Below are 14,172 nucleotides of genomic sequence, written 5' to 3'. Positions count from 1 at the left end.
GGGAAGAGTTTTGGCGGATGTAACCCCGAAAATGCGGGATTAGGCAGCAGGAAATAGGCAGTAGGGGTTGGGCAGGAGGCAGTTGGGCTTTTCAAGCGCCTTGGACGTACGCCCCTACTGCCTATTCCCTACTGCCTACTGCCTAATCCCTAGCGTCCAAACGCCACCGTGTCGGTGATCTCGAAGCGTTCGGAGACGCCAATGCGGATCATGCTCAGGCTGCCCTCGCGGGTGAAGCGGAAATCGCTCTCGCCGTCCGAGCCGGCCGGCAGGCCGGCATAGAAGGAGATGAGGCGCGTGCCGCCGTCGGGCCAGGTCACGGTGATATCGGCCTTGTCGGCGCCTTTGTGCACGATGGCTGCCGCGCAGCGCTGCATCGGCTGGCCGACATAGCGGGCGCAGGGGATTTCGACGCCACCGCCCTGGGCAAGGGAGGTCGGCTGCGGCGGCAGTTCGGCGACGGTCTGCGTGTCGACGGCGGGCGCTGCGCCGTCGGGACGCGGCGTGGGAACGGGAAGCGATCCCGCCGCCGAGCTGCTATCCGCGGCCGCATCCTGGGCGAGGGTGGGGATTTCTCCAGTCGACGGCGTTTCATTCGCCACCAGCGCCAGGCCATAGGCATCCTGCATGGCGATCTCGGCGGTGGATTTCATCGGGGCTTCGGGCGCGACGGGGTGGGCCGCGCCGCCAAGCCGCGCCGTCAGGTCGGGCTGTGCCGCCGCCGGCGGCGTCGCCGCATCGCCGGCATCCGCCTGGTCGAGGGGCACCGTCGCCGGGTTGAGGGGAACCAGATAGCGCGCCGGAGCCCAGCCGATGGCTTTGGGATTGTCAGACTCGACCTTGCACCAGGGGTGTCCGTCAATGTCGTTGCAGCCGAGGTTCCTGACGTTGGCGCCGGCGGCCAGACGCGCCTCGGTCTTGCCGATCGCCGACGGGTTGGCGCGGATATTGAGCAGGTCGTCAGGCGCGAGGCCAGTGACGACGGAGATGAAGGGCGTCTCTTCGGCATGGGCCGGGACAACGGTGGACCACGCCGCCATCAGCAGCGGAGCGGCCATCAGCGCCAACAGCGTTGTCCGCAGCGTAATTCGGCGCCTCGTCACTTGGCTGTCGGCGATCAATTGCATTCCCAAAGGCACCGCCAGAACCCAAAACGCTGCCGCACGCGAAGCCGGTTTTATAAGCGACGCTGCGCCGCCGTGTCTACAAGCGAGATGTTTTACGCCTTGAGTGTGGCCGCGAAGGCGTTTCAGGCGGCCCTCGGCCGGGGAGCTGCATGCAAGGCATTCCGCTGGGGCACGAGCTTCGCTCAGCCCGGCATGAACCCAGTCCTGAGCCCATGGGCCCATTCCGGCCTTCCCGCCTGTTCGGCCTGTCGTGCCGCCGCTTCGTGGTCGTAGTCGACGGCGATCGTCTCGAAGCGGTCGGGCCGGCCTTCGCCGCCCAAGGTGACGATGCCGTAGCGCGCATGCGGCGAACCCTGTTCGGAAACATGCGCCGGCGGGGTGGAATCGTCATAAGCGGGGCAGCCGATGCTGCCCGGATTGAAGATGACGGGACCGTCGGGGATGCGGACCAGTTCCGGACGGTGGCTGTGGCCGCACAGCGCGATGCGGCAGGCCGGGTCGAGCGCCTTCAGCCGCCGCCTGATCGCCGCCAGCGGCGCGCGCACCAATTGGCCATCGACGACCGCGTCGAGCAGATATTTCTCGTCATGGTCGGGGCGGGCATGGAAGGCGACGATGCCGGGCGCGATCTCCAGCGTCAGCGGCTGCGCGAACAGCACCTGGCGCTGCGCCTGCGTCAGCCGCTCCTGCGCATAGACGTCGGACGCCCACATGGTCTCATCGGCCGGATCGACCGCGACGCGGCGGTCATGGTTGCCGCGCACCGTCGGCAGGTTCAGCGCTTCCAGGCGCTCAAACGTCTCGCGCGGCCAGAGCGGGCCTGAAACGCTGTCGCCGAGATTGATGGTGAGCTCAGCGCCGCCGCGCTCACGCAGATCCTCGAGCACGGCGTCGAGTGCCAGGACGTTGCCGTGGATATCGGCGAGGACGGCTATGCGCATGCGGCGGGCTCCCATGGTGCGGCCCCATCGGGACTCCGGCCCGTCTTCGTTATCAACCCGCCGCCTTTGTTATCAAGTCCCCGCTTTCGTCATCAAGTCGTTGAGACGGTTCGGGGCAAGCGGGGCACCCGCGCGGCCCGCCCACGGCTATCGCGGTAGCACTCCATCTGCTACCGTCCACGCCGTCCCAGTTCATCTATCTACGTAGACAGCTCCGGAAGGCACAGGCGATGACCCGTGACCAGATGTTCGCTCACCTCCGCGCCGCCAATGACGTGGCGCGCGAGGCCGCCGCGCACGGGCACCATCCTTTCGGCTGTGTGCTCGTCGGCCCCGATGATCGCATCCTGATGCGGCAAGGCAACATCAACACCGTGCGCCACGCCGAAACCGAGCTCAGCCGGCGTGCCGCGGACGCCTATCCGCCGGATTTCCTCTGGTCCTGCACGTTGGTCACAACTGGCGAGCCCTGCGCGATGTGCACCGGAACGCTCTACTGGGCAAATATCGGCCGGCTGGTCTACGGCTTCGAAGAGAAGAAGCTTCTCGCGCTGACTGGCGACCACGCCGAGAATCCGACGATGAACCTCTCGTCACGCACGGTCCTCGGCTCCGGGCAGAAGCCGGTCGAGGTCCACGGCCCCATCCCGGAGATGGAGGAGGAACTTCTCGCCCCGCATATCGGTTTCTGGCAGCGCTAGCGGCGACAGAGCTTTAGCTTGGAACCTGCAGATCTAGGCCGGCACCTCAATATCGTGGCCGCCGACCGCCGGCAGAGCGGGGTCGTCGACGGCGGCGGCGATGACGCTGTCGAGCAGGCCGGGGAAGCGGGCGTCGAGGTCGGCGCGGCGCAGCGTGATCATGCGGTTGGTGCCGACCACTTCGGCGCGGGTGACGCCGGCCTCGCGCAGCTTGGCGAGGTGGTAGCTGAGATTGGTCTTGGAGCCGAGATCGAGGAACTGGCTGCAGTTCAGCGCCACGCCTTCCTTGCTGGCGAGATAGCGCACGATGGCGAGCCGTGTCGGATCGCCGAGCACGCCAAGCACGATCGGCAGGCTGATCTGGTCCGTATTGGGATGAGGTAGCGTCATGGCTGGAACCTAAGCGCAGTTCGGGCCGATTTCAACGCATCCGTCCTCGCTGGCCCGTACACACTGTTTCTCCATTTCGATCCGTGCCGAACGACCGTGCTGACACAGGGCTGTCAGGATGGTTCAGCTATTTTGCCCTGGCTTCATTGACATCATGCCCTGCTATGTCCAATTGTTCAATAACTTTTGAACTAAGGACACCTGCTATGGACAAGCGGATCTTCTRGCTTGCGCTCGGATCGTTTGCGATCTCGACCGAAGGCTTCGTCATCTCCAGCCTTCTGCCCGACATCGCCAGGGATGCCGGCATTTCCATTCCACTCGCCGGCACGCTGATCACCGCCTTCGCGCTCGCCTACGCCATCGGCACGCCGATCCTGGCGACGCTGACCGGCGAATGGGACCGGCGCCGCGTCATCCTGTGGACGCTGGTGTTCTTCGTCATCGGCAACATCGCCGCCGCCCTGAGTTCCTCCTTCGAAGTGCTTCTGATCGCGCGCATCATCATGGCGCTGTCGTCGGGGCTGTTCGCCGCGACCGCGCAGGGCACTGCGGTGGCGCTGGTCGATGACCATCACCGGGCACGCGCCATCGCCGTCGTCGTCGGCGGCACCACGGTGGCCGTCGCCGTCGGGGCGCCGCTCGGCGCGCTGGTCGCGACGATCGCCGGTTGGCGCGGCACCTTCTATGCAATCGCCGGGCTCGGCGCGCTTGCCGGCGCCATCCTGTGGTACCGGCTGCCGCGCGGCATCGTCGGCACAAGGCTGCCGCTGAAGCGCCGGCTGGCGGCCGCCATGCGGCCCGGCGTGATGCCGATCCTGGTGACGACATTGCTGGCGCTGACCGGCGCGTTCACCGTCTTTGCCTATGTCGCGCCGCTCGCCATCGAGGGCGCCGGGCTCAGCCAGATCGCGCTGCCCGGCATGCTGCTCGCCTTCGGCGTCGGCGCCGTCATCGGCAACATTGCCGGCGGCCAGGCGGCCGACCGCTTCGGCGCCACCCGCACCGTCGGCTGGTCGCTGACGCTGAGCGCCGCCATGCTGGTGATGCTGTCGGTCGTGCCGGCCTTCCTGCCGCAGCACATTGCCGGTCCGGCGCTGATGGCGATGATGGTGCCGTGGGGCATCGTCGGTTGGGCGTTCCCGCCGGCGCAGGCCAGCCGCATCATCAAGCTGGCGCCCGATGCCGCGCCGATCGTGCTGTCGCTCAACGGTTCGGCGCTCTATCTCGGCGTGGCGCTGGGCGCGGTGGTGGGCGGTGGCGTGCTGCGCTACGGCTCGCCGGTCGATCTCGGCCTGGTTGCCGCGGCCTTCCCGATCGTCGGGCTGGGTATCGTGCTGGCCGGCCGCTGGGCGACACGGCCGGTCGCGATGCCGGCCGAATAGTCTCTTCGAAAGCCGTCGGCGGCCAATCCATTTTGACGCAATTCCCAAGGGAAAGCGCTACGCGCTTTCCCGGGAAAACCGTTTCACACTTTCCTGGAATTGCTTAGGTAGCCGGCGGCAAATCAAAATCCAGCGCGCTGATGTCATCCAGCACCGCGCGCAGGCGTTCCGCCTTTTCCTTGCCCACCACATCCTCGAAGCGCTGCTGGGCGGCTTGCCACAGCTTCATCGCCTCATCGAGCTTGGTCCGCCCTTGCTGGGTCAGCCGCACCCGCTTGATGCGGCGGTCGTCCGGATCGGCGAAGGTCTCGACAAAACCGTCGCGGATCAGCGGCTTCAGCGTGTGGCCGAGCGCCGAAAGGTCCATGACCAGGGCAGCGGCAATGGCGCCCATGGCCGGTTCGTCGCCGATGTGGATCTGGTAGAGCAGGCCCTGCTGCGTGGCCTTGAGGCCGGACGGGGCCTGCACGTCATCATAGAACTGGCCGAGCTTGCGCGTTGCTCGCCGCAGCATGGCGTAGTTGCAGGCTGTCAGCCCGGGCAGGGTGTCTTTCGGCATGGTGGTTCCTCGGCGCCGGAGAAAATCCTGTCCGGCCGCTGCCCGACAAATAATCCCGAACGCACTCATTGACAAGATAGTGGCATATGCCTACTTCGTCGAAAGTGGTATATGCCACTAAATCAATCGGGCGGCATGTCGGCGCGCCGAGGCGAATGCCTGCGGTGCCGGCGGCCAGGTCGAAGCGAACAGAGATAGAAGGAACAGGACAATGAGTGGACAGGCAAACAAGGGCACGGCGGTCGTCACCGGCGCGTCGTCGGGCATCGGCGCGGTCTATGCGGACCGGCTGGCCGGGCAGGGCTATGATCTCGTGCTGGTGGCGCGGCGCGCCGACCGGCTCGAGGAACTGGCCGAGAAGCTGCGTTACGCCTACGATCGCAAGGTCAGCTTCATCGCAGCCGATCTGTCCGACGACGACGATGTGCGCCGCGTCGAGCAGGCGATATCGGCCGACGACAGCGTGACGCTGCTGGTCAACAATGCCGGCCTTGGCGGCCAGCAGGTGGTGGCAACGGCCGACGCCGATGCGGCCGAACGCATGATCAAGGTCAATGTCATCGCCTTGACCCGCCTGACCCGTGCCGTGCTGCCGGGGCTTCTCGCGCGCAACCGCGGCGCCATCGTCAACATAGCCTCGGTGCTCGCCTATGAAACGTCGTTCGGCGGCATCTACAGCGGCACCAAGGCCTATGTCGTCAACTTCACCGAAGCGCTGCAGCGCGAGGTCGCGGGCACGGGTGTGAAGGTGCAGGTGGTGCTGCCGGGCGCCACCCGGACCGATTTCTGGGAACTGGCCGGCAGCGATATCGACCAGCTTCCCAAGGAAATCGTCATGTCCGCCGACGATATGGTCGATGCCGCGCTTGTCGGCCTGGCCAGGGGCGAAGCCGTGACCGTACCGGCACTTGCCGATGCCGCCAAGCTGGACACGTTCCTCGGCGCCCGCCAAGCCTTCTACGGCAGCCTGCACGCCGACAAGCCGGCGGCGCGCTACGCGGCTTGAGGGCTATCCATGCTTGGGTTCCTCGCCCCCACGAATGTGGGGGAGAGGTGGCTCGGCGAAGCCGAGACGGAGAGGGGGATTGGCGCAATCCTGTCCGTGAATTGGCTTCAAGAAGCCCCTTCCAGCCGCTGGCGCCCCCTCTCCGACAGCTTCGCGGCCACCTCTTCCCCGCTCTAGCGGGGGCGAGGAGCCCAGGTCCTGCTAGGACGGTGTTCTAAGCCGACCGCCACATCGGGATGATCGACGCGGCCAGCACCAGCGCCAGCACGATGTTGAGGGCGCGCCATTGCCATTCGGTCTTCAGCAGCCGGGCCAGCACCATGCCGGCCATGCACCAGACGGACAGAGAGATGGCGGCGGTGAGGCCGAAGGTCGAGCCGAGCAGCAGAGCGAGTTGTCCCGGCCCATCGGCCAGTGCGGCGAACGACGCCGCCGCGCCCAGCCCCATCGCCCAACCCTTGGGGTTCATCCACTGGATGCCGGCGCCGCCGAGAAAGCTGTTCGGTTTGGCCATCGTCACGTCGAGATTGGGTGGCCCGGCACGGCCGATCTTTACGGCCAGCCACAGGAGATAGAGCGAGCCAATCACCTTCATCGCCAGTTGCAGGGACGGCACCGCAAGCAGCAGGCCCGCAAGCCCGGCCGCGGCGGCAGCCGTCACCGTAGCGAGGCCGGCGGCGCTGCCGATCATCAGCGGAACCGAACGGCGAAAACCAAACTGCGCGCCCGAGGCGGTCGACAAGGTCGTGGCGATGCCGGGCGTGGCGGTGGCCACGAAGGCAAACAGGATGAGCGGCAGGATAGGCTGGAGCATGGGGCGTCCTTTGTCGTAGCTCCATGGTAGGCCCGTTCTGGCATCAGTAAATGCAATGTTTGCGATATTCGGCATTAGCATCTATAATGCTAAGATGATCCGCAACCTCGATACGGCGCTGCTGCGCACCTTCGTCACCGTCGCCGACAAGGCCAGCATGACGGCTGCCGCCAACGCGCTGCATCTGACGCAAGGCGCCGTCAGCCAGCAGGTCAAAAGGCTGGAGGAGACGCTCGGCTGCAGCCTGTTCGAGCGTGACCGGCGCGGCCTGCGCCTAACGCGGTCCGGCGAGCGGCTGTTCGACAAGGCCAAGCGCCTGCTCAGCCTGAATGACGAGATCTGGGCCGAGATGGCGGGCTCGGCCGTGGCCGGCCAGGTGCGGCTCGGCGTGCCGTACGATCTGGTCGGCACCTTGCTGGCGCCGGTGCTGAAGACCTATGCGGAAACCTATCCGCAGGTCGAGATCTCGCTGGTCTGCGCGTCATCGCCGGAATTGGCGTCAGCGCTTGCGGCCGGAACCATCGACCTTGCGGTGATCGAGGAGCGGGTCGGCCCGACATCGGGCGAATGCCTGGCCATCGACCGGCTGGTCTGGGTCGGCGCCAGAGGCGGGACTGCCCGCGCCAAGCGCCCGCTGCCGGTGTCGATCGTCGCCGACACCTGCGCCTTCCGCCCGGTGGTGCTTGCGGCGCTCAACGAGCATGGGATGGAATGGCGCACCGTGTTCGAGAACGGCAACATCGACGCCACGACGGCGACGGTGCGCTCCGATCTTGCCGTCACCACCTGGCTGGCCTCCACCGTGCCGGCCGATCTCGACATCTTGCCGTTCGATGTCGGGCTGCCGCCACTGCCGAATTTTGCCATTAATTTGCATCTGCCGCGCCACGGCGTCGGCCCGGCCGCGCAGGAGTTCGCGCGGCATATCAGGGATGGGCTGGCGCGGCGGCCGGCGGCGGCTTGAGACCAAGCAGAACTTGGGTTCCTCCCTCCGGAGGGAGAGGAAAGGTCCCAAGGCCGTCCGCTACTTCCAGTTCCTGCGCCGCTCCAGCTCGGCGACGGACGGTTCGCCCGTGACAAAGGAGCCGACCTCGATTTCGCCGGATCGTTCGTAGGTCGCGATGATTACGCCGGTGCTGGACGTCTGCGACTTCACAAGCTTGAATGCGGCCGGCATCGCGTCATCGCCGAACAGCCGCTTGCCCTTGCCCAGCAACAGCGGGAAGATCATCAGCCGGATCTCGTCGATCAGCCCGTTGGCGAGCAAGGTCTGGATCAGGTTGGCCGATCCCTGGATGAGCAGGTCGGGTCCATCCTGCTGCTTGAGGCGGCGCAACGCCGCGACGATATCTTCCCCAAGCCATTGCGTGTTCTGCCAGGTGAGTGTGTCAGGCCGATGCGTGGCCACATATTTGGTCGCGGGGTTGAAGGCATCGGCGATAGGATCCTTCTGGTACGGCCAATAGGCGTTGAAGATGTCGTAGGTTCTGCGGCCGAGCAGCAGGGCGAAAGGTTTGGAGAAGAGTTCATCCATTGCCGCGCCGCCCACCTCGTCAAAGTAATGGAAGGTCCAGCCGCCGAACTTGAAGCCGCCGACCGGATCCTCTTCCGGCCCGCCGGGGGCCTGCATAACACCGTCGAGGCTGACGAAGGTGGCGGCGATGATCTTTCTCATGGGTCTCTCCCTTGTTCCATCCACGCCGTCGCGGGCGGATTGTGGCCCAAGGACGGCTGGCCCGCACCCACCCCGACAGGGCCTGAGAAATTTTGGCCAAATCCGCGCATCGATGCCTCAGCTGCCGGGTTTGGCACGGACGTCTTTCGTCGAGAACCAGACGTCGCCGAAGATCGCCGTGGCGGTGCGATCCGGCGCCTTGTCGCCCGTCAGCCAGATCGAGCGGCTGCGCATGGCTTGCTCGCGTGTCGGGATCTTTGCCGCAAGATCCGCAACCGAGGCACCGATGCAGGGGATGAACCAGGAGCGCATGAAGGGATCACAGGCAAAGCCCTTCTCGGTGCGGGTCACCATCACCGCCAGCGGGACGCGTTCGGACGGGCGCCAGGGGAAGATCATGCGACCGCCGGGGCGCAACGCCTTCAGCCATCCGACCGGCGGGGCGACGACGCCGGCGTTGACATAGATGATGTCGGATGGCGGCAAGGGCGTGGTCACGGCGTCGCCATGGACCACCGTCGCATTGCCGTAGATTTCGAGATTCTTGCGCGCCAGCTCGGCCAGCCTGCCGTCGAGCTCGAAGGCGGTGACGGTGCCGCGAGGTGAAACCAGCCTGGCCAGCACGGCGGAGTAGTAGCCGGTGCCAGCGCCGATATGCGTGACGGCCTCGCCGGGTTTCGGCGCCAGTTTCCCGATCCACATGGCGTGCAGGAACGGCTCGCCATTGTTGATGCCCTTGTCGGCATCGAGCGCCACGAGCACGTTCTGGTAGATATGCGCCGGGTCGGCGCTCGGCGTGGTGACCTTGCCGCTCCCGGCGACGATCGTCCATGGTCCCGGGCCAAGAAAGGCTTCGCGCGGAACAGTGGCGAAGACCTCCTCCAGGCGTGGATCCGATGAGGCGGCATTGGCCGCCATCAGCCGGGCGTAGAATTTCCTGATGTCTTCAATGCTGCTCATGACGCCAGCAAAGATAGCGCGATTTGGCGGTTTGTCGCGCTGTCTGGCGGAATTCTAGCTGACCCCGAACAGCGTGTCGTAGAGCAGCTTGAAGTTGAGCACGAGGATGATCGCCGCGACCACCCAGGCGAGTGCGGCCACGCCGCGCGGAATGGCGAGGTTGCCCATCTTCTTCTTGTCGGAGACGAACTGCACCAGCGGCACCACCGCGAAGGGCAATTGCATCGACAGGATCACCTGGCTGAACACCAGCAGCTGGCCGGTACCCTTCTCGCCATAGAGCGCGGTCACAACCACCACGGGAATGATGGCCAGGCCACGCGTCAGAAGCCGGCGCGCCCAGTTGGGGATGCGCAGGCGCAGGAACCCTTCCATGACGATCTGGCCGGCAAGCGTCGCCGTCACTGTCGAATTCAGGCCGGAAGCAAGCAGCGCCACGGCAAACAGGATCGAGGCAATGCTGAGGCCGAGCAGCGGTGACAGCAGCTCGAAGGCCTGGTCGATCTCGGCCACATCCTGGTGGCCGGTGTTGTGGAAGGCGACAGCCGAGACGATCAGGATAGCGGCGTTGACGAACAGAGCCAGCATCAGGGCGATGGTGGAGTCCGCCGTCGCCCATTTGATGGCGTCGCGCTTGCCCTTTTCGGTGCGCTCATAGGCGCGGGTCTGCACGATCGAGGAGTGCAGATAGAGATTGTGCGGCATGACCGTGGCGCCGATGATGCCGATGGCGATGTAGAGCATCGCCGGATTGGTGACGATCTCCGAGGACGGCACGAACATCGAGTGCAGGATCGTGCCGGCCGGCGGCGCGGCAACGAAGATCTGGATGGCAAAGCAGCTGAAGATGATGATCAAAAGCGCGATGACGAAGGCTTCGAGATAGCGGAACCCCTTGTTCATCAACATGAGCACCAGGAAGGCGTCGAGCGCGGTGAGGATCGCGCCGCCGATCAGCGGAATGCCGAACAGAAGCTTCAATGCGATCGCGGTGCCGATGACTTCGGCGAGGTCGCAGGCGATGATGGCGAGTTCGCAGGCGATCCACAGCACGAAATTGACCGGGCGCGGATAATAGGCGCGGCAGGCCTGGGCGAGGTCGCGGCCGGTGGCGATGCCAAGCCGGGCGGCCAGCGCCTGCAGCAGGATCGCCATCAGGTTGGACAGCATGATGATGAACAGCAGCGTGTAGCCGAACTGGGCGCCGCCGGCGAGGTCGGTCGCCCAGTTGCCCGGGTCCATATAGCCGACCGAAACCATGTAGCCCGGGCCCATGAAGGCGAACAGCCGGCGGAACCAGACGCCCGAGCTCGGCACGGCGATGGTGGAATTGACTTCGCGCAGGCTGGGCTGATCGTCCTCGTCCCGTCCGGCGAACCGCCATGAGGATCGAGGGGCTGTGGCTTCTGCGTCTGACATGAAAAGGCTTTCCGAGACTTCCGGGGATATCCATAAGCTATGCCATGGCTCAACATTATGCAATATGCTATATTTCATTGTTTGTGCTTTTTGCCGGACGTTCGGCCGGGTTTGCGAAACCGCAATCGGAAACGCCGGTTGCGCCTGTGGGGGAATGCAAATAAACGGCCTGAAGAATCAGAGCCCGTGCTATAAAGCAGGAACGGCTAAACTCCCGAGGAGGAGCGCATTGGCGCTGAAGAACAGACCTGTCCCGCGTGAGCCATTGCCCGACGCCGATGTCCATTCGGAAGGGTTCCGGCAGCAGCGCCAAGCGCGCCGCAGCGCGCTGGTCGAAGATTATGTCGAGCTGATCGCCGATTTGATCGAGGACGGCAACGAGGCACGCCAGGTCGACATCGCAGCGCGTCTCGGCGTCGCGCAGCCGACGGTGGCCAAGATGCTGACGCGCCTTTGCGCCGACGGGCTGGTGTCGAGAAAACCCTATCGCGGCGTGTTCCTGACCGAGGCCGGCCGCAAGGTCGCGGAGGAAAGCCGCATCCGTCACCAGACGGTGGAGGCTTTCCTGCGCTCGCTCGGCGTCAGCGCCGAGACCGCGCGCATCGATGCCGAGGGCATCGAGCACCATGTCAGTGCCGAGACGCTGGAAGCGTTCCGCAAGGCGATGACGGCGCTGCGCTGAGGCGCCCGATCGTTCCTGGGAAGGTGGAACCGCAGCCCCTTGCGCACGTTGCTCCTGACATAGCGCGATATCGCACCAAGGGAGGAAGAAATGGGCGTCGAACAAGCACCAACCGCTAAGGGCAAGCAGGCCGCCAAGGGATTGAAGCAGGCCGCGGCGAAGGACGAGCGCAAGACCGAAGCCGAGACCGGCCATCCCCTGAAGAAGGGTGCGGCGCGTTTCGAGGAGCGCTCGAAAAGCTCCGATGGCAAGAGCGCAGGCGCCAAGCAGAAAAGCTGAGGCCGCGCCGACGTCGGCGGCAGGCGGAAGCCGTCTGTTCAGCTGCCGGTTGCCTTCCGCTATGGCTCCGGATGCTCTAGCCCTTTGAAAGGTCCAGTGGACCTTTCAATTTGCCTGCGGCGAACCGTTCCCTCACTCGCGGACATCCTGCACCCAGCTTCTAGGGTGGCCGTCGACGCGGAACTGGAAGATGAAATAGGGCGGGATGCAGGTGCCTTCGCCAGGCTTGGCCTGGGGTAAATCGTCATAGCCGGCGGTGCAGATATAGTCCTCGCGGCAGGGATGCGCCTTGTCGCAGGCGCGCAGGCCGGCGGTCTTGGTGAATTCCCTGGTGCAGAATTTGTGGTCCTTGCCCGAGGCGATGCAGTCGTTGAAGCCGGTCTTGGCGAGACGGCCGCAGGTCGCCTCGTCGGGAAGCTTGTCGCAGCTCGCCTTGCGCAGCATGCCGCCGGGAAAGCCGCCGGTCTTCTGATCAGGATTGTCGTAGCGCTGGCGCGCCGCGCCATAGCCGGCGAGTTTGACCAGTGGTTTCTTGTCCCGCGCGGGATCGATGGCGCAGGCCTTGGCGGTGGCCGGCGACAGGCGGCAATACTGGTCGTTGCCCCATGACGACATTCTGATCTCGCCGAATTCGACGGGATCGCCGACCGCGGTGCCCTTCTCGCTGACGCAGGTGCCGAAGCCCGGATGGATGGCGCTTTCGTGGACGCCGGCGCAACGCAGGCCGGCACCGCAGGTCCAGTCCTTGAAGCTTGCGTCGTCACCGCGATAGCAGATCGAGCCCCAGCCATTGTAGAGATCCGTGCCGTTCAGCGCTTCAGCATATTTCTGGTCCGGGCGGGCGGCGAAACCTCTGGTGAAATCGGGATGGCCGCCGGCGGCGAATTGTTCGACGATGGCGCGGCGGCGCGGCAGGTCGGCGAAGAACACAGCCGAGCCCGGCACGAAGACGGCGTTGCGGCGCGGTTCGCTGGCCGGGTCGGCGCCGGTGTAGTGGAAGCCGGCAATGCCATGCGTCTGATGGCAGCCGGTGCAGCTCATTTCGTTCAGCCGCAAATTGAAGCCGGCGACCGACTTGATGGTGGCCAGGGTATTGCCCTTGGCGACATAGTCCTTCAGCGCCTTGTCGATGTCGGCGTCGTCGAGCAGCCCATAGGCGATGTTGTTCTGCGAGCGGCTCAGGCCGCCGGGCGCGACGGAAACGGCGTTCTTGGCCAGGAATTTTTCGTCAATGACGAGCCGGCCATGGTCGAGATCGTAGATGTTGCGGTCGGTGAGCAGCCATTTGGCGAAGGACTTGCCGTCGGCCAGCACCGTGGCGCGGTCGATCTGGTTCTCCATCTTCGCTTCGTAGAAGCTCGAGGTCGCCGGATCCCATTTGAAGATCTTCAGGAGATATTCGGCATGGCCGCCGAAATCGCGCCGTGTCGAAGCCGACAGCCGCAGCACCTGCATGTTGAGTTCGAGCCGCATGATCTGCGAGGAATTGAGCATGGCGCCGGACAGCGGGCCTTCGTCGGAGCGCAGCCAGGCGGCCAGTTGCTCGGGCGGCAGGTCCTTCTGGCCGGCGGCGAGCCAGCGTTGGGCGACGTCGGCGCAGGATACGTCGGTGGCACTTGGCAGATCCTTCGAGGCACGCGCCTGCACACGCCTCGGCTTGGCGTTGAAGACCAGGCTCATGGTCAGCGGCAGGCGCGAGGAGATGCGCTGCGCCACCTTGCCCTTGGCCGGCTTTTCGGTGACCGAATAGTGGAAGCGGTAGATCAGCCTGATCTCGCCGCATTCGGTGTGGCCGAGATAGCCGCGATCCATGCGGTTGACGACGCCGGTCAGGTCCAGCGTCGAGCCGTCGTCGTCGATGTATTTCGGGTTGAATTTCTGGCTGGTGTCGTTCGATTTGGCCATGGCAGCGACATAGGGGTCGGGGCTGGTCTTCGGCTCGTCCGATATCTCCTGCTTGACCGTGTCGCGCACCGTGGCCAGCGCCGGCACGGAAAACAGGCCGCGATTGTCGACGTCGCGGGTGAGGCCGAGCGCGGGGCCGAGCAGGCGGCTGATCGACAGCCCGCCGCGCTCCAGCGCCTGCAAGGTGGCCGGATCGGTGACGGCGACGCTGGAATCAAGCGTCACGGCGCCGGCCGGCCCGAGGCCAAGGCAAAGCAGCGATGCAAGCAGCGACAGGAATTGGCCGATCGTCCTCAAGTCTCGCTCATCCCCCCATGTGGACGATGCTA

15 protein-coding genes are annotated in these 14,172 nt (G+C 65.4%); 6 read left to right on the top strand and 9 right to left on the bottom strand.

The features are described from left to right. Positions 1–149: 149 nt before the first annotated feature. Together AB4Z43_RS06050 and AB4Z43_RS06045 are read right to left on the bottom strand one after the other, a co-directional pair. Positions 150–1,127, bottom strand: a complete 978-nt coding sequence (locus tag AB4Z43_RS06050) for an SH3 domain-containing protein (protein ID WP_441936485.1) — start codon at positions 1,125–1,127, stop codon at positions 150–152. A 182-nt stretch (positions 1,128–1,309) separates the two neighbouring features. Next, a complete protein-coding gene (locus AB4Z43_RS06045; RefSeq protein ID WP_441936483.1) occupies positions 1,310–2,068 on the bottom strand; it encodes a metallophosphoesterase family protein in 759 nt (252 codons plus the stop codon). Positions 2,069–2,298: 230 nt separating this feature from the next. On the opposite strand from AB4Z43_RS06045, the gene AB4Z43_RS06040 reads away from it, so the two are divergent. Further along, on the top strand, positions 2,299–2,769 hold the full coding sequence (locus AB4Z43_RS06040) for a nucleoside deaminase (RefSeq protein ID WP_441936481.1): 471 nt from the start codon (positions 2,299–2,301) through the stop codon (positions 2,767–2,769). Between the two features lie 33 nt (positions 2,770–2,802). Here AB4Z43_RS06040 and AB4Z43_RS06035 read toward each other — a convergent pair whose 3' ends face one another. Beyond that, on the bottom strand, positions 2,803–3,159 hold the full coding sequence (locus tag AB4Z43_RS06035; RefSeq protein ID WP_038648931.1) for an ArsR/SmtB family transcription factor: 357 nt from the start codon (positions 3,157–3,159) through the stop codon (positions 2,803–2,805). A 206-nt stretch (positions 3,160–3,365) separates the two neighbouring features. On the opposite strand from AB4Z43_RS06035, the gene AB4Z43_RS06030 reads away from it, so the two are divergent. After that, positions 3,366–4,544 carry an MFS transporter gene (locus AB4Z43_RS06030; protein ID WP_441936478.1) on the top strand — a complete coding sequence of 393 codons (1,179 nt, stop codon included), beginning with the start codon at positions 3,366–3,368 and terminating at the stop codon, positions 4,542–4,544. A 103-nt stretch (positions 4,545–4,647) separates the two neighbouring features. Here AB4Z43_RS06030 and AB4Z43_RS06025 read toward each other — a convergent pair whose 3' ends face one another. After that, complete coding sequence (locus AB4Z43_RS06025) at positions 4,648–5,103, bottom strand: MarR family winged helix-turn-helix transcriptional regulator (RefSeq protein ID WP_019860514.1); 456 nt, start codon at positions 5,101–5,103, stop codon at positions 4,648–4,650. A gap of 211 nt (positions 5,104–5,314) precedes the next feature. Between AB4Z43_RS06025 and AB4Z43_RS06020 the strand changes: the two genes are divergently transcribed. Next, positions 5,315–6,109, top strand: coding sequence for an SDR family NAD(P)-dependent oxidoreductase (locus tag AB4Z43_RS06020; protein WP_441936476.1), 795 nt, complete (start codon positions 5,315–5,317; stop codon positions 6,107–6,109). Between the two features lie 214 nt (positions 6,110–6,323). On the opposite strand, the gene AB4Z43_RS06015 is transcribed toward AB4Z43_RS06020, so the two are convergent. Further along, entirely contained in the window at positions 6,324–6,923 is a 600-nt protein-coding gene (locus AB4Z43_RS06015; RefSeq protein ID WP_441936474.1) for a LysE family translocator, read from the bottom strand. Between the two features lie 94 nt (positions 6,924–7,017). On the opposite strand from AB4Z43_RS06015, the gene AB4Z43_RS06010 reads away from it, so the two are divergent. Then, complete coding sequence (locus AB4Z43_RS06010; RefSeq protein WP_441936472.1) at positions 7,018–7,887, top strand: LysR family transcriptional regulator; 870 nt, start codon at positions 7,018–7,020, stop codon at positions 7,885–7,887. A 60-nt stretch (positions 7,888–7,947) separates the two neighbouring features. Here AB4Z43_RS06010 and AB4Z43_RS06005 read toward each other — a convergent pair whose 3' ends face one another. From AB4Z43_RS06005 to AB4Z43_RS05995, 3 genes are all read right to left on the bottom strand, one after another. Further along, positions 7,948–8,598, bottom strand: a complete 651-nt coding sequence (locus AB4Z43_RS06005; RefSeq protein WP_441936470.1) for a dihydrofolate reductase family protein — start codon at positions 8,596–8,598, stop codon at positions 7,948–7,950. A 117-nt stretch (positions 8,599–8,715) separates the two neighbouring features. After that, complete coding sequence (locus AB4Z43_RS06000; protein ID WP_441936468.1) at positions 8,716–9,558, bottom strand: protein-L-isoaspartate O-methyltransferase family protein; 843 nt, start codon at positions 9,556–9,558, stop codon at positions 8,716–8,718. Between the two features lie 54 nt (positions 9,559–9,612). Beyond that, a complete protein-coding gene (locus AB4Z43_RS05995; protein ID WP_441936466.1) occupies positions 9,613–10,977 on the bottom strand; it encodes an Nramp family divalent metal transporter in 1,365 nt (454 codons plus the stop codon). Positions 10,978–11,206: 229 nt separating this feature from the next. Here AB4Z43_RS05995 and mntR point away from each other — a divergent pair, with 229 nt between their 5' ends. Beyond that, entirely contained in the window at positions 11,207–11,659 is a 453-nt protein-coding gene (gene mntR / locus AB4Z43_RS05990; RefSeq protein WP_019860506.1) for a manganese-binding transcriptional regulator MntR, read from the top strand. Positions 11,660–11,749: 90 nt separating this feature from the next. Next, positions 11,750–11,938 carry a hypothetical protein gene (locus AB4Z43_RS05985; RefSeq protein ID WP_019860505.1) on the top strand — a complete coding sequence of 63 codons (189 nt, stop codon included), beginning with the start codon at positions 11,750–11,752 and terminating at the stop codon, positions 11,936–11,938. A 132-nt stretch (positions 11,939–12,070) separates the two neighbouring features. On the opposite strand, the gene AB4Z43_RS05980 is transcribed toward AB4Z43_RS05985, so the two are convergent. Continuing rightward, complete coding sequence (locus AB4Z43_RS05980; protein ID WP_441936464.1) at positions 12,071–14,140, bottom strand: hypothetical protein; 2,070 nt, start codon at positions 14,138–14,140, stop codon at positions 12,071–12,073. Positions 14,141–14,172 lie beyond the last annotated feature (32 nt).

Origin of the sequence: Mesorhizobium sp. 2RAF45 (assembly GCF_052115225.1) — a bacterium.
Taxonomy (GTDB): Bacteria; Pseudomonadota; Alphaproteobacteria; order Rhizobiales; family Rhizobiaceae; genus Mesorhizobium; species Mesorhizobium jarvisii.
The sequence above is the reverse complement of the archived record's forward strand: the minus strand, read 5'-3'. Positions and strand labels throughout refer to the sequence as shown.

Coding starts and splice junctions, on each gene's coding strand:
- AB4Z43_RS06020 (WP_441936476.1), top strand. CDS start 5,315: ATGAGTGGACAGGCAAACAAGGGCACGGCGGTCGTCACCGGCGCGTCG.
- AB4Z43_RS06025 (WP_019860514.1), bottom strand. CDS start 5,103: ATGCCGAAAGACACCCTGCCCGGGCTGACAGCCTGCAACTACGCCATG.
- AB4Z43_RS06050 (WP_441936485.1), bottom strand. CDS start 1,127: ATGCAATTGATCGCCGACAGCCAAGTGACGAGGCGCCGAATTACGCTG.
- AB4Z43_RS06015 (WP_441936474.1), bottom strand. CDS start 6,923: ATGCTCCAGCCTATCCTGCCGCTCATCCTGTTTGCCTTCGTGGCCACC.
- AB4Z43_RS06040 (WP_441936481.1), top strand. CDS start 2,299: ATGACCCGTGACCAGATGTTCGCTCACCTCCGCGCCGCCAATGACGTG.
- AB4Z43_RS05995 (WP_441936466.1), bottom strand. CDS start 10,977: ATGTCAGACGCAGAAGCCACAGCCCCTCGATCCTCATGGCGGTTCGCC.
- AB4Z43_RS06035 (WP_038648931.1), bottom strand. CDS start 3,159: ATGACGCTACCTCATCCCAATACGGACCAGATCAGCCTGCCGATCGTG.
- AB4Z43_RS06000 (WP_441936468.1), bottom strand. CDS start 9,558: ATGAGCAGCATTGAAGACATCAGGAAATTCTACGCCCGGCTGATGGCG.
- AB4Z43_RS06005 (WP_441936470.1), bottom strand. CDS start 8,598: ATGAGAAAGATCATCGCCGCCACCTTCGTCAGCCTCGACGGTGTTATG.
- AB4Z43_RS05985 (WP_019860505.1), top strand. CDS start 11,750: ATGGGCGTCGAACAAGCACCAACCGCTAAGGGCAAGCAGGCCGCCAAG.
- AB4Z43_RS06045 (WP_441936483.1), bottom strand. CDS start 2,068: ATGCGCATAGCCGTCCTCGCCGATATCCACGGCAACGTCCTGGCACTC.
- AB4Z43_RS06010 (WP_441936472.1), top strand. CDS start 7,018: ATGATCCGCAACCTCGATACGGCGCTGCTGCGCACCTTCGTCACCGTC.